Origin of the sequence: Yersinia thracica (assembly GCF_902170565.1) — a bacterium.
Classification (GTDB): domain Bacteria; phylum Pseudomonadota; class Gammaproteobacteria; order Enterobacterales; family Enterobacteriaceae; genus Yersinia; species Yersinia thracica.
The window spans coordinates 90,771-105,653 of sequence record NZ_CABHXX010000074.1; the positions used below are offsets into that span (position 1 = coordinate 90,771).

A 14,883-nucleotide genomic window follows, 5' to 3' on the forward strand; every position below is an offset into this window, starting at 1 on the left:
ATAAATGGAAAAGGTATGAAGAACTGGAGAACGCTTATTCTCGGATTGGTTGTCTGTGCCAATACCGCGTTCGCAGCACCACAAGAAGTTGATAAAGTTGCCGCAGTGGTTGATAACGGCGTCGTCCTGCAAAGCGATGTCGACGGTCTGTTACAATCCGTGAAACTGAATGCACAGCAAGCTGGGCAACAAGTTCCAGATGATGCGACATTGCGTCATCAAATTCTTGAGCGCCTGATCATGGATAATATCCAATTGCAGATGGCGAAAAAGATGGGCATTACCATCAGTGACGAAGCGCTGGATAAAGCTATTGCTGATATTGCCGCGCAAAACCGGATGACTCCTGACCAGATGCGTAGCCGTTTAGCGGCTGACGGTCTGAATTACGACACTTACCGTGAGCAGATCCGCAAAGAAATGCTGACGTCAGAAGTGCGTAACAATGAAGTGCGTCGTCGCATTACTATTCTGCCGCAAGAAGTTGAATCGCTGGCCAAGCAAGTGGGCAACCAAACTAGCGGTGATGCGGAATTGAACCTCAGCCACATCCTGATTCCATTACCTGAAAATCCGTCGCAACAACAGGTTGATCAGGCTGAAGATGTCGCTAACAAATTAGTATCTGACATTAAAGGCGGCGCTGATTTTGGTAAATTGGCTATCGCCAACTCAGCTGACTCTCAGGCGCTGAAAGGCGGCCAGATGGGTTGGGGTAAATTGCAGGAATTGCCTTCTTTGTTTGCGGAAAGACTGCAATCGGCTAGCAAAGGTGATGTTGTTGGTCCAATCCGTTCCGGTGTCGGCTTCCATATTCTGAAAGTGAATGATATCCGTGGAGCTGATAACTCGGTTTCCGTCACCGAGGTTCACGCCCGCCACATCTTGCTGAAACCGTCACCCGTCATGACTGACGATCAGGCCCGTGCCAAGTTAGCGGCTGCGGCTGCAGATATTAAGAGCGGGAAAGCCAACTTCGCCACTATCGCCAAAGAAATTTCTCAGGATCCGGGTTCTGCTATGCAAGGCGGTGACTTGGGTTGGGCTTCGCCAGATATTTATGATCCCGCATTTCGTGATGCGCTGATGAAACTGAAAAAAGGCGAAATCAGTGCGCCGGTTCATTCTTCTTTCGGCTGGCATTTAATTCAGGTTGTTGATACCCGTCAGGTAGACAAAACTGATGCAGCACAGAAAGATCGGGCGTACCGTATGCTCTTTAGCCGTAAGTTTGCAGAAGAAGCTCAAACCTGGATGCAAGAGCAACGCGCCGCAGCTTATGTGAAAATTCTTGATGGTAGTGATGCGAAAACACAATAATCGGATTGTTATCACCCCCGGCGAGCCTGCCGGGGTTGGGCCGGATTTAGTCATCGCCTTAGCGCAGCAGGATTGGCCTGTTGAGTTGGTGGTGTGCGCTGATCCGGCCTTGCTACTTGCTCGTGCCAGTCAACTTAACCTGCCATTGCAGCTACGTGAATATCAGCAAGATCAACCCGCATTGGCACAACGCGCGGGTACTCTGACTATCTTGCCAGTGAAAACTGTCGCTGAGGTGACCCCCGGTCAGCTTGATGTCAGAAACAGCCACTATGTGGTGGAGACACTGGCTAAAGCCTGTGATGGCGCAATCAGTGGCGAATTCGCTGCATTGGTCACCGGCCCGGTACAAAAAAGTATTATCAATGATGCGGGTATCCCCTTTATCGGGCACACTGAGTTCTTTGCTGACCGTAGCCTCTGCTCTCGGGTGGTGATGATGTTGGCAACAGAAGAGTTGCGGGTCGCGCTAGCAACCACTCACTTGCCTTTACTGGCAGTGCCGGGGGCTATCACTCAGGCGAGTCTGCATGAAGTTATCACCATTCTTGATAATGACTTGAAAACCAAATTTGGTATTAGCCAACCACAGATTTATGTGTGTGGGCTTAATCCGCATGCGGGCGAAGGTGGTCATATGGGCCATGAAGAGATCGATACCATTATTCCCGCGTTAGATACATTGCGTCAGCAAGGAATAAACCTTATCGGCCCGCTCCCCGCAGACACACTATTTCAACCCAAATATCTGCAACATGCAGATGCCGTTCTTGCCATGTACCATGATCAAGGGCTGCCAGTATTGAAATATCAAGGGTTTGGCCGAGCTGTCAATATCACACTCGGGCTACCTTTTATCCGCACATCTGTGGATCACGGTACCGCTTTAGAACTCGCCGCAACCGGTTCTGCCGATGTCGGCAGTTTCATTACGGCATTAAACTTAGCCATTAAAATGATAAATAACAGCAATGAATAATAGAGTCCACCAAGGGCACTTTGCCCGCAAACGCTTTGGACAAAACTTTTTAAACGATCAGTTTGTCATCGACAGCATTGTCTCCGCTATCCACCCGGTTCCCGGTGAAGCAGTGGTGGAGATTGGCCCCGGTTTAGGCGCATTGACTGAACCCGTAGCCGCTCGTATGGATCATATGACAGTCATCGAGCTAGACCGCGATTTGGCTGCTCGTCTGGCCAGCCATCCTCAACTGAAAGACAAGCTCACTATTCATCAAGAAGATGCGATGAAAATCAATTTTTCTGAGCTAGCCGAGCAAGCAGGGCAGTCATTACGGGTCTTTGGTAACTTGCCCTACAACATCTCTACCCCGCTGATGTTTCATCTTTTCAGCTATACTAATGCAATCCGCGACATGCATTTCATGTTGCAAAAAGAGGTGGTTAACCGCCTGGTTGCAGGGCCTAACAGTAAAGCTTATGGCCGTCTGACAGTAATGGCGCAATACTATTGCAACGTCATTCCCGTGCTGGAAGTGCCGCCAACTGCATTTACCCCGGCCCCGAAAGTGGATTCGGCCGTGGTGCGTCTTATTCCTCATGTGAATATGCCAAACCCAGTGGGCGATGTGCGGATGCTGACCCGCATTACTACGCAAGCATTCAACCAGCGCAGAAAAACCGTGCGTAATAGCTTGGGTGACCTATTCACTTCAGAGCAATTAATCGAATTAGGTATTGACCCGATAATGCGGGCAGAGAATATTTCGGTAGCACAATACTGTAAGCTGGCGAACTGGCTTTCAGCTCAATCGGCACCACAAGAATAAGCAGGAGCACATTATGATTGAACAGCCCCGCGTTTGTGTACAGGTACAAAGTATCTATGTGGAAACTCAGTCGATACCTGACGAAGAGCGTTTTGTCTTCGCCTATACCGTGACGATTCGTAATTTAGGCCGTTCAAATGTGCAACTTATTGGCCGCTATTGGTTAATTACCAATAGCAATGGCCGACAGACAGAAGTTCAGGGCGAAGGAGTCATCGGCGAACAGCCGTTGATCCTGCCAGGTAACGAGTTCCAATACACCAGCGGAGCTGTGCTAGAAACGCCGCTGGGTACCATGGAAGGGCATTATGAGATGGTTGACCACCTCGGTCAGGCTTTCCGTACTGTGATTCCGGTGTTCCGTTTAGCGATCCCCGCGCTTATCCATTAACCCTGACCTCAACTATGTCTACTTATCTTATTGGCGATGTTCATGGCTGCCTTGATGAGTTACTCGCGCTATTAGCGCAAGTGAACTTTGACTCGCAGCAAGATACTTTGTGGCTGACCGGTGATTTAGTTTCCCGAGGCCCGGCTTCACTGGATGTATTACGTTATGTCCGCTCACTAGGGCCAGCCGTACGGATGGTTCTGGGTAATCATGATCTGCATTTGCTGGCGGTTTATGCTGGCATCAGCCGCAATAAACCCAAAGACCGCATCACTCCACTGCTTGAAGCCCCAGATGCTGACGAGCTGATTAATTGGTTACGCCGCCAACCGGTTTTGCAGGTTGATGACGAATTAAAATTGATTATGGCCCACGCCGGTATTACCCCTCAGTGGGATATAGAAACAGCCCAGATGTGTGCCCGTGAAGTAGAGGCAGTCTTAAGCAGCGACAGCTACCCGCTATTCCTTGATGCAATGTACGGTGATATGCCCAACAACTGGTCACCAGAATTGACGGGGTTAGCACGTTTGCGCTTTAGCACTAATGCATTGACTCGTATGCGTTTTTGCTTCCCAAATGGGCAACTGGATATGATCTGTAAAGACACGCCAGAAAATGCCCCTGCCCCACTTAAACCTTGGTTTGAGTTACCGCGACTGGTCAGCCCTGAGTATTCAATTATCTTTGGTCACTGGGCATCGCTGGAAGGAAAAGGTGTCCCTGAAGGGATTTATGGGCTGGATACCGGTTGTTGCTGGGGAGGTAATTTAACCCTGCTCCGTTGGGAAGATAAGCGTTATTTCACCCAACCTGCTTTCAAAGTTGAAGCTGAAATAACCCAAACTGACGAAATAGCCGCAGCAGCAAAAGATTCTTCTAATTACCTGTAAAATATAATTAATTAGAAAATAAGCATAAAAAAGCCTGTTAATAAGCAGGCTTTTTTATTTGGGATGGCAGTTGCAATTAGCGACGCTCGAGGATCTCGAAGCAATAACTATGTGAATTAGCCTCGTCTGCATCATGGAACTCACTAAAGGTGCTTTCCCATTCATCAGGCTCATAGTCTGGGAAGTGAGTATCACCACCAACTTCAGCATCAATGTGAGTGAGATACATGCGGTTAGCGCGGTCTAAGAATTGCTTATAGACACGTCCACCGCCCATCACCATCACTTCTTCCACATCACCCGCCAAGGCAAGCGCATCATCAATAGAAGTAGCCCATGTCACGCGGTCATCAATGCCCGGTTGGCTACTGATAACAATATTCAACCGCCCAGGTAGAGGGCGACCGATAGATTCGAATGTCTTGCGACCCATAATTACCGGTTTATTTAGCGTGTTACGTTTGAACCACGCTAAGTCAGCCGGTAAGTGCCATGGCATGGCGTTTTCCATACCAATAACGCGATCCGCTGCCAATGCAGCGATCAGGCTGATAATCATTATTAAACCCTGTAGGCTGCGAGAGCCAGTCCCGAAAAATTGCTCACACTATACGGAAAGCCTAATCCAGCGTCGATAGCGATAAGCAGACTAATCACACATATAAGACTGCTCCTACCCCAAGACAAAGAATAGGGGAAAAAAAAGCCTTATACACCAGGACGTTTGCGATATAACCATAATCCAGGCAAGGATAAACCAATCGACAACGCACCGACAATAAATGATGCCTTCAAGAAATTAGTCACCATCGTGGACATTAATGCCTCGGTGTAACCCAGATGAGAAATCTCTACGACCGATATCATCGCGGTGTAAGCAGAAATCCCAGGGAACATAGGAATGACGGCGGCAACAGTGAACACTTTCGGGTGCGCCAGCAACCAGCGCGACCAATTAATTCCGATGACGCCAATCATAATTGAAGCCAATAATGAAGCTGGTTCGATATTCATGCCAAAATGAATCATCAACATGCGCGAGCCGTGCCCAACGGCACCCAGCAATGCGCAGTAGCGTAATGCCCGCACCGGCACATTAAATACCATCGCAAAACCCAGCGCCGGAATAGCCGCCAACACCATATCTTGCAATAATGCCCAGAGTAAATTCATCACCATCCTCGTAATCCCCACGTCGCCATCGCGAATATCACCCCAATACAGGTTGATAACGTCAATAAACTGGCCATTGCCCAACGAGCAAGACCCGTATTCACGTGCCCTTTAAACATATCGGCGACCGCATTGATCAGTGGGAATCCGGGAACTAACAACAGCACACTCGCAGCCATTGCTACACTGGAGGCCTCGTGGAAAAACGGTAAGCGCATTAATAGCCCAGAAACGGATGTCGCAACAAACGCGGTGATACAGAAGTTAATCAGCGGGTTCATATGGCGGGCCGTTAAGCTTTGGCGCACAAACATCGCCAGCCCACTGGCTAAGAAAGTGATGAAAAATGCATCCCAACCGCCGCCATTTAACTTGCTAAAACAGCCACATGATAAGGCGACCATCACCACCACTAGCCAGCGCGGATACCGCAGCGGCTTAATATGCTCAAGGCGTTTTTCCACATCTTTTACATCTAACAAATGATGCTCCGCCATAATCACAATATGCTGCACCTCCGTCACGACGTGCATGTTGATACCGCGGTCAATATTTTTGCGGGTGGATGTCAGGCAATTGCCCCGGCTGATGGTGGTTAACACCACGGCATTGGCTGAAATGGAGCTTTCGACACTGTCCATCCCCAAAGCGATACCAAGGCGAGCGGCTAGTTGCTCAACCAGCATACTTTCTGCACCGTGTTGTAGCAGCAGCAATGCACACTTAATACACAAGCGTGTGATTTCCCGCTGTTTCTGATTTGGTACGTCACTGCTTATCACATTGTCCAGACTCATATTCGTGCATCACTATCCATCAAAAGAGTAAAAGATAAATGCAGGGAAATCCCGGTAGCGCTATTATCATCAGAACGCACCACTCTCACTCGGTACCCTTATGCTTGAAACTTCTTTATTCGTCGCAACTATTGCTACATTGGGGATGATCTCCCCCGGCCCTGATTTTTTTCTGGTGATTAAAAACGCCGCCCGCTATCGCCGCCCCGCAGCAATGATGACAGCACTCGGCGTCATTTTGGGCGTCGCTACACATATGTCTTATTGCGTAGCTGGTCTGGCCGTGGTTATCACCACCACACCCTGGCTGTTCAACTTCCTGAAATATGCCGGAGCCTGCTATTTGATCTGGATTGGTATCCAGGCATTGTTATCGCGCGGAGAAAGTAAACTCAGCATCGATAGCACCACACTCTCCCCCATCACACTGAAAGCCGCATTCTTGCAGGGATACCTTTGCAATTTATTGAATCCCAAAGCGACTCTCTTTTTCCTCGCCGTTTTCACCCAAATATTACAGATTAACTCCGGCGTGGGTGAAAAACTGTGGTACGCCTCAATCATCTGGGTACTGGCCGTCATTTGGTGGCCTTTGCTGGTTATTCTGATTCAAAGTGCACCGGTGCGCCGTGGTTTGGCGAAAGCGCAAAAAGTTGTCGATAAGTTACTCGGTGGGCTGTTAATCGGTTTGGGTATCAAAGTCGCTTTAAGCTAGCTAAAACGGTTGTGAGCCGCCGGACTATAAGCTACTCCCCACAACCCGCATGAACATTGATCTTCACCAATGTTGTTTATAAACAATACTATCGTTTATGAATAATACTTCTGCGTATAAGAAACACTGTATCGGCGAGTAAAAAGCGCGATTTTATAAATAATAAGCATAAAAAAGGGCGATGTTTCCATCGCCCGCAGACTGCTGACAAACCTCGACGACTCGATCTCGGGTGGTGAGGACGGGCAGAAGAGTAAAGCGTCCGCGCTAGGGATGGCGCGGCTCGAGCCTACATGGATGTATTGACGGCGTCTTTACGATCTGCCTGTTTTCACCGCTGCGAGCACTTTGTCAATAAACTCAGGGCGATGTTTCCATCGCCCACTTTCTGACAACCTAAATTAACCTTTCATATTCTTAATCTTGGCGTGCATTTCTTGTACTGAAATTACTTGCTCGGTTGGGTCGGCATTCAGCGCCATTGCCGTGGCAAAACCACCATTCAAGGTCGTGTCATAATGCACTTTGTATTGCAACGCACTGCGGCGGATCAGCTTAGAGTCTTCAATCGCCTGACGTCCGGCCGTGGTATTCACGATATAAGTGTATTCGCCATTCTTGATGCGATCCTGAATGTGCGGACGACCTTCATGCACCTTGTTGACCAAGCGTGGATTTATCCCTGCCTCGCCCAGCACCACCGCGGTACCGTGAGTCGCATCCAATTCAAAGCCCTGTTTCAGCAGCTTCGCGGCTAAATCAACCACCCGATGCTTATCCCCCTCGCGTACGGATAACAGTGCGCGGCCACTCTTTTTCATACCAGACTGACTCCCCAGCATGGCTTTAGAGAAAGCTTCGGCGAAAGTACGGCCAACCCCCATGACTTCACCGGTAGAGCGCATTTCTGGCCCTAAAATCGGGTCAACACCAGGGAATTTGTTGAATGGCAGCACCACTTCTTTGACCGAATAGTAAGGCGGGATAATTTCTTCCAGAACCCCTTGCTGTGCCAAGGTCTGCCCCACCATCACACGGGCAGCAATTTTTGCCAGTGGCATGCCAGTTGCTTTAGAGACAAATGGCACAGTACGGGCAGCCCGTGGGTTAACTTCAATCAGATAAACTTCGTTATTCTTCACCGCAAACTGCACATTCATCAAGCCGCGAACACACAGCTCAAAAGCCAGTTTTTCCACTTGCTGGCGCATAACATCCTGAATTTCCTTGCTCAGGGTGTAAGCTGGCAATGAACATGCTGAGTCACCGGAGTGAACCCCTGCTTGCTCGATGTGTTCCATAATGCCGCCGATTAACACGCGCTCACCGTCACAAATGGCATCCACATCCACTTCTACCGCGTCATCAAGGAAGCGGTCGAGCAACACTGGCGCATCATTTGACACACTAACCGCATTTTGGAAGTAACGGCGCAGGTCAACTTCGTCATACACGATTTCCATGGCGCGGCCACCCAGTACATAAGATGGGCGAACCACCAGCGGATAACCCAGCCCTGCGGCTTTTTCAACGGCCTGTTCAATCGTCGCCACTGTGGCGTTAGCCGGCTGTTTCAAACCCAGACGATTAACCGCCTGTTGGAAACGTTCGCGGTCTTCGGCACGGTCGATAGCATCTGGGCTGGTGCCGATAATCGGTACACCGGCCGCTTCCAACTCACGCGCTAATTTCAGTGGTGTTTGACCACCATATTGCACGATAACGCCCTGCGGCTTCTCGATGCGGACGATTTCCAACACATCTTCCAGTGTCACTGACTCAAAATAGAGGCGGTCAGAAGTGTCGTAATCGGTGGAAACTGTTTCTGGGTTGCAGTTCACCATGATGGTTTCATAACCGTCTTCACGCAGTGCCAGTGATGCGTGTACACAGCAATAGTCGAATTCAATCCCTTGGCCGATACGGTTCGGGCCACCACCCAGCACCATCACTTTCGGGCGATCGCTGGTAGGGTTAGATTCGCACTCTTCCTCGTAGGTCGAGTACATGTAAGCTGTGTCAGTAGAGAATTCTGCCGCACAGGTATCTACACGCTTATAAACCGGGTGCAAACCTTGTTTATAACGTAATTTGCGTACTTCGCTTTCAGCCGCACCGACCAATTTCGCCAAACGGGCGTCGGCAAAACCTTTGCGTTTCAAGTGACGCATATACTCAGCATTCAGGCCATTGATACCGCACTCCGCCACGTTTTCTTCCAAACGCACCAGTTCTTCAATTTGCACCAGGAACCAGCGGTCGACGTTAGTCAGGTTAAAGACACCATCAACAGACATACCGGCGCGGAATGCATCGGCGATATACCAGATTCGGTCACAACCCGCTTCTTTCAATTCACGGCGGATCTTCGTCAGGGCCTCTGGATCATCAAGACTGACTTTAGGATCAAAACCGGTCACGCCGACTTCCAGACCGCGTAATGCTTTTTGCAGTGATTCCTGTAGCGTGCGGCCAATGGCCATCACTTCACCCACAGATTTCATCTGCGTGGTCAGGCGGTCATTAGCGCCAGCAAATTTTTCGAAGTTAAAGCGCGGGATTTTAGTGACAACATAGTCGATGGATGGCTCGAAGGAAGCCGGCGTACGGCCACCAGTGATGTCATTCATCAACTCATCCAGCGTATAGCCCACCGCCAGCTTGGCGGCAATTTTGGCGATAGGGAAACCAGTGGCTTTAGAGGCCAGAGCGGAGGAGCGGGATACGCGCGGGTTCATTTCAATCACGATCAAACGGCCATTCTTCGGGTTCACCGAGAATTGCACATTAGAGCCGCCGGTCTCTACGCCAATTTCACGCAATACCGCCATCGAGGCGTTACGCATGATTTGATATTCTTTGTCAGTCAGGGTTTGCGCCGGTGCAACAGTGATGGAGTCACCGGTATGAATGCCCATGGCATCGAAGTTTTCGATGGAGCAGACGATGATGCAGTTGTCGTTTTTATCGCGAACAACTTCCATCTCATACTCTTTCCAACCAATCAGTGACTCATCAATCAGCAACTCTTTGGTTGGCGATAAATCCAGACCACGCTCGCAAATTTCTTCAAACTCTTCGCGGTTATACGCGATGCCGCCACCGGTGCCCCCCATGGTAAAGGATGGGCGAATAATGCAAGGGAAGCCGACGTCAGCCGCAACAGCCAATGCTTCTTCCATATTGTGCGCGATACCTGAACGGGCGGTATCCAGACCAATTTTCTTCATCGCGATATCAAAGCGACGGCGGTCTTCAGCTTTATCGATAGCATCAGCGGTAGCACCAATCATGGTGACACCGAATTCAGCCAGAACTCCCTGACGCTCCAATTCTAATGCGCAGTTCAGTGCGGTTTGGCCGCCCATAGTCGGCAATACTGCGTCCGGGCGCTCTTTTTCAATGATTTTGCGCACAACTTCCCAGTGAATCGGCTCGATATAAGTGGCATCGGCCATCTCTGGGTCTGTCATGATAGTGGCGGGGTTAGAGTTCACCAGAATAACGCGGTAACCCTCTTCACGCAGTGCTTTACAAGCCTGAGCACCGGAATAGTCAAACTCACAGGCCTGACCGATAACAATCGGGCCTGCGCCCAGAATCAGGATGCTTTTTATATCTGTACGTTTTGGCATGGTTTGACGCTCCTGATTATTTGTGAGTGTGGCTAGCGGTCGCACGGTAAGCTTCAATCAGCTCGATAAAGTGATCAAACAGCGGGGCGGCATCGTGCGGCCCCGGGCTGGCTTCCGGGTGTCCCTGGAAACTGAACGCTGCTTTATCAGTGCGGTGAATCCCTTGTAGGGAACCATCGAACAAAGAAACGTGCGTAGTGCGCAAGTTGGATGGCAATGTGGTTTCATCGACGGCAAAACCGTGGTTCTGCGCGGTGATCATCACACAATCAGCATCCAAATCTTTCACCGGATGGTTGCCACCGTGGTGACCAAATTTCATTTTGATGGTTTTTGCGCCGCTCGCCAGTGCCAGCAGTTGATGACCTAAACAGATGCCAAACACCGGAATATCGGTTTCCAGGAAGCGTTTAATCGCCGCGATGGCATAATCGCATGGCTCTGGATCCCCTGGGCCATTGGACAAGAAAATGCCATCTGGATTGAGCTTTAGAACTTCTTCCGCTGGGGTCTGGGCCGGAACCACCGTCAGGCGGCAACCGCGGTCAACCAACATGCGCAGAATATTGCGTTTTACACCGTAGTCATAAGCCACCACATGGAATGGTAGATCTTCCGCTGACTTCGCCGCAGGTAAGTCACCTTCCAGAGTCCAGCTACCTTGCAGCCAGTGATAAGCTTCCTTGGTGGTAACTTCCTTAGCCAGATCCATCCCTTTCAGACCGGGGAATGCTTTGGCTTTTTCCAGCGCCAGTACCGCATCAGATAAGTCACCCACAATAATGCAGCCGTTTTGAGCGCCCTTCTCGCGCAGCAACCGTGTCAGCTTACGCGTATCGATATCTGCAATCGCAACAATGTTGTGACGCTTGAGATACTCAGCTAAGCCTTCTTCATTACGGTAGTTGCTGGCAATCAATGGCAGGTCGCGAATAACCAGACCTTGGGCGTGTACTGCGGAGGATTCTTCATCGGAGGCATTAGTGCCGACATTGCCGATATGAGGATAAGTAAGAGTGACGATCTGGCGGGAGTAGGAAGGATCAGTAAGGATTTCTTGATAACCGGTCATCGACGTATTGAAGACCACTTCCCCCACTGCCGTACCTTCTGCCCCGATGGCCCGACCGTGAAATTGGGTTCCGTCTTCGAGAACCAATAGCGCTGACTTAATCAAAACATCCTCCAGGGAATAAACAGTCACATTATTTGCATATTAATTCACATCTAGCGATCTAAATCAATGCAAAAACCGCCCTCAGAGCCAATTTTTGGCAAATTGGGCGCATTTTAATGATGAGTGACGCTTTTGTCTAGCCAAAGTGCCTTTTTTTCTCTGTTTTTTACCGTTTTCATTAAAATTAGTGGATTATAGCGGCAAAAACACAGGCTAACTTAACATAGTAAACGGTTGCGAGGGTAAGTGACTGGAAAAAATCGTTCTGGTGTAGTGAAAGCAAACATTATCACTTAATAGAGAGAGGAAAAGACAAAAAACAGTGCAAAAACACAATAAAAAATAGGTTAATGATGATAAATTAAAACAAATGCCTTATTTATAACAAATACAAAAAAAGGACAATAAAATATTGCCCTGTTATCATATAATTATGATAAAAACAACCACATCACTGGTTGTGTTTTATACCTTTAAAGTTCGTTCAAATTCAGCACATCGCGCATATCAAACAAACCATTATCACACTCAGAGAGCCAAATGGCAGATTTAACCGCCCCATTGGCAAAAGTCATACGGCTAGTGGCTTTGTGAGTAATTTCCACTCGCTCGCCGATATCAGCAAACATCGCCGTATGCTCGCCGACAATGTCACCTGCGCGCACGGTGGCGAAGCCGATAGTACCGGGTTTGCGCTCCCCGGTGTGGCCTTCGCGGGTATAAACCGCGCAATCTTTCAGTGAGCGCCCTAAGGATTCAGCTATCGCCTCCCCCATTGCCAACGCGGTACCTGACGGCGCATCAACTTTATGGCGATGATGCGCTTCAATAATTTCGATATCAGTGTAATCGCCCATGACTTTGGCCGCTTTCTCAAGCAGCTTAAGCACCACATTGACTCCAACACTGAAGTTAGCGGCGAACACAATGCCAATATCAGATGCCGCAGCACTGATGGCGGCCTTACCGGCATCATCAAAACCGGTTGTTCCAATCACCATGGCCTTACGATGTGTATGGCAAATAGCTAAATGTTCCAGAGTGCCCTCTGGCCGCGTAAAGTCGATCAATACATCAAAATTATCAATCACCTTGGATAAATCATCACTTACTGTGATATTTAGCAATCCTACTCCGGCCAGTTCACCGACATCACTTCCCACCAGAGTGGACCCCGCGCGCTCTACAGCAGCCCCCAATACCACACCTTTCGTCTGTGTAATAGCCTGGATAAGCTGCCGGCCCATACGGCCACCCGCGCCAACAATGGCGATACGAATTGTTGAATCAGTCATGAGTTCTCCCAATATTGTGTCATCTACCCTGACAAGGGTTCAGATTAGCCGCCCGCCACGCACCCTGCCAGCCTATTTAATCTGTATTAGAAAAAAATGATATACGCCCATTTTTATCAGTGAAACCACTTAATTCCTTACCTACCCTAAAGATTCGGTAACACTTCATCTGGCATAGTGCGATTATTTCGCATATTCATGCAGTGATGGCGAGGTATACCCGTAAAAAAGCAGCCACTTAGGGCTGCTTGATAGAGTGATGAATACGTGCTGGAGATTAGTCGACCTGTTTAACCTCAACACGCAATTCTTTTGGTACTTCAAAAATGATACTTTCTTCACGGCCACGCAGTTCAACAGACCCATCCGCACCGAGCTCTTTCAAGCGAGCAATGACTTGCTGTACCAGAATATCCGGTGCCGAAGCACCAGCCGTCACACCAATACACGCCGCATTCTGTAGCCAGGACTCTTGGATATCTGCCGCAGAATCAATCAGATAGGCCGATTTTCCCATGCGCTGCGCCAGCTCAGCCAAGCGGTTCGAGTTGGACGAATTTTTCGACCCTACCACCAAAACGACATCGGCATCATTCGCCAAATTCCGTACCGCTTCTTGTCGGTTGGTTGTGGCATAGCAGATATCATCTTTACGTGGGCCGATAATCTTCGGGAAACGCTGGCGCAAGGCATCAATCACTGCGGAAGTATCATCAACTGACAAGGTGGTCTGGGTCATAAAGCAGAGGTTATTCTCGTCTTTAATGTTCAGTTTCCAAACATCATCAGGTGACTCGACCAAATACATTCCCCCTTTCGGGTTGTTATATTGGCCCATAGTCCCTTCCACTTCCGGATGGCCAGCATGGCCTATCAGGATAGCTTCTTTCCCTTTGCGACTGGCGCGAGCAACTTCCATATGAACTTTAGTGACCAATGGACAGGTTGCATCAAACAGCATCGTCAATTCGCGCGCGCGCGCCTCGGCACGAACAGCCTGTGACACCCCATGGGCCGAGAAAATCAAAATGGAACCATCAGGTACCTCAGAGATATCCTCGATAAAAATAGCCCCGCGCTCGCGCAGGCTATCAACCACATAGCGGTTGTGCACCACTTCATGGCGCACATAGATTGGCGCGCCATACATTTCGATCGCGCGTTCAACAATACTGATAGCCCGATCAACTCCGGCACAAAAGCCGCGTGGATTAGCCAACAATATCTGCATGCATAGCCTCCTGTTGGGGGTCAATCTCCAGTACTTCAATATCAAAGCTGACGACATGCCCGGCCAACGGGTGATTAAAATCAACAGTAATGGACTCTTCTGCTACTTCCCGCACTACGCCCGGCATTTCACTGCCATCACGGGAGGTAAACAGCATAATAGTACCCGCATCCGGTACGCCAGTTTGCGCAAAGTCACGCTGTGTAAAGTACTGAATCAAATCAGGACTTTCCAAACCAAATGCATCTTCAGGTTGTAAAGTAAAAGTGTGTTTATCTCCTACTTTCAAACCAATCAACTGTTGCTCCAGCGCGTCGCTTAGGCTGTTATCGCCTAAACGGAATAGCGCGGGCTTCCCGTGAATATGGGTAGATTCTGCCGTTGAGCCATCTTCCAATTTCAGAGTGAAATGCACTAATACCGCGCTCTTGTCTTGTACTTGATGACTTTCTACCTGTTCAGACAT

General features: G+C 49.2%; 14 protein-coding genes. 6 read left to right on the forward strand and 8 right to left on the reverse strand.

Annotation, left to right across the window (positions count from 1 at the left end):
- Positions 1-15: 15 nt before the first annotated feature.
- From surA to apaH, 5 genes are read left to right on the forward strand one after another with little or no spacing between them, the layout of a single operon-like run.
- Positions 16-1,320 carry a peptidylprolyl isomerase SurA gene (gene surA / locus FTA91_RS10040; protein ID WP_050113673.1) on the forward strand — a complete coding sequence of 435 codons (1,305 nt, stop codon included), beginning with the start codon at positions 16-18 and terminating at the stop codon, positions 1,318-1,320.
- A complete protein-coding gene (gene pdxA, locus FTA91_RS10045; protein WP_050113750.1) occupies positions 1,304-2,299 on the forward strand; it encodes a 4-hydroxythreonine-4-phosphate dehydrogenase PdxA in 996 nt (331 codons plus the stop codon). Before surA ends, pdxA begins: the two co-directional genes overlap by 17 nt.
- Complete coding sequence (gene rsmA / locus FTA91_RS10050) at positions 2,292-3,110, forward strand: 16S rRNA (adenine(1518)-N(6)/adenine(1519)-N(6))-dimethyltransferase RsmA (RefSeq protein ID WP_032820794.1); 819 nt, start codon at positions 2,292-2,294, stop codon at positions 3,108-3,110. The genes pdxA and rsmA overlap by 8 nt, the downstream gene beginning before the upstream one ends.
- Before the next feature lie 13 nt (positions 3,111-3,123).
- The gene (gene apaG, locus FTA91_RS10055; RefSeq protein WP_032820792.1) at positions 3,124-3,501 is read left to right on the forward strand and encodes a Co2+/Mg2+ efflux protein ApaG; all 378 of its coding nucleotides are present in this window, start codon (positions 3,124-3,126) and stop codon (positions 3,499-3,501) included.
- Between the two features lie 14 nt (positions 3,502-3,515).
- Positions 3,516-4,394 (forward strand): bis(5'-nucleosyl)-tetraphosphatase (symmetrical) ApaH, encoded by an 879-nt coding sequence (gene apaH, locus FTA91_RS10060; protein ID WP_145583262.1) that lies wholly within the window; start codon positions 3,516-3,518, stop codon positions 4,392-4,394.
- 76 nt (positions 4,395-4,470) lie between these two features.
- Here apaH and folA read toward each other — a convergent pair whose 3' ends face one another.
- From folA to FTA91_RS10075, 3 genes are all read right to left on the reverse strand, one after another.
- A complete protein-coding gene (gene folA, locus FTA91_RS10065; RefSeq protein ID WP_050113671.1) occupies positions 4,471-4,953 on the reverse strand; it encodes a type 3 dihydrofolate reductase in 483 nt (160 codons plus the stop codon).
- A gap of 149 nt (positions 4,954-5,102) precedes the next feature.
- Complete coding sequence (locus tag FTA91_RS10070) at positions 5,103-5,567, reverse strand: threonine/serine exporter (RefSeq protein WP_172460423.1); 465 nt, start codon at positions 5,565-5,567, stop codon at positions 5,103-5,105.
- Positions 5,567-6,364: a threonine/serine exporter family protein gene (locus FTA91_RS10075; RefSeq protein WP_050113670.1), complete on the reverse strand. Its 798-nt coding sequence runs from the start codon at positions 6,362-6,364 to the stop codon at positions 5,567-5,569. The genes FTA91_RS10070 and FTA91_RS10075 overlap by 1 nt, the downstream gene beginning before the upstream one ends.
- 100 nt (positions 6,365-6,464) lie before the next feature.
- On the opposite strand from FTA91_RS10075, the gene FTA91_RS10080 reads away from it, so the two are divergent.
- Positions 6,465-7,079 (forward strand): LysE family transporter, encoded by a 615-nt coding sequence (locus FTA91_RS10080; protein ID WP_050113669.1) that lies wholly within the window; start codon positions 6,465-6,467, stop codon positions 7,077-7,079.
- A 401-nt stretch (positions 7,080-7,480) separates the two neighbouring features.
- Here FTA91_RS10080 and carB read toward each other — a convergent pair whose 3' ends face one another.
- The 5 genes from carB to fkpB all read right to left on the reverse strand — a co-directional run bounded on the left by carB (position 7,481) and on the right by fkpB (position 14,883).
- The gene (carB, locus tag FTA91_RS10085) at positions 7,481-10,714 is read right to left on the reverse strand and encodes a carbamoyl-phosphate synthase large subunit (RefSeq protein ID WP_050113668.1); all 3,234 of its coding nucleotides are present in this window, start codon (positions 10,712-10,714) and stop codon (positions 7,481-7,483) included.
- Between the two features lie 16 nt (positions 10,715-10,730).
- A complete protein-coding gene (gene carA / locus FTA91_RS10090) occupies positions 10,731-11,891 on the reverse strand; it encodes a glutamine-hydrolyzing carbamoyl-phosphate synthase small subunit (RefSeq protein WP_145583265.1) in 1,161 nt (386 codons plus the stop codon).
- A 473-nt stretch (positions 11,892-12,364) separates the two neighbouring features.
- A complete protein-coding gene (gene dapB / locus FTA91_RS10095; RefSeq protein WP_145534287.1) occupies positions 12,365-13,186 on the reverse strand; it encodes a 4-hydroxy-tetrahydrodipicolinate reductase in 822 nt (273 codons plus the stop codon).
- Between the two features lie 277 nt (positions 13,187-13,463).
- Complete coding sequence (gene ispH, locus FTA91_RS10100; protein WP_050113665.1) at positions 13,464-14,417, reverse strand: 4-hydroxy-3-methylbut-2-enyl diphosphate reductase; 954 nt, start codon at positions 14,415-14,417, stop codon at positions 13,464-13,466.
- Positions 14,398-14,883: an FKBP-type peptidyl-prolyl cis-trans isomerase gene (fkpB, locus tag FTA91_RS10105; protein WP_050113664.1), complete on the reverse strand. Its 486-nt coding sequence runs from the start codon at positions 14,881-14,883 to the stop codon at positions 14,398-14,400. The genes ispH and fkpB overlap by 20 nt, the downstream gene beginning before the upstream one ends.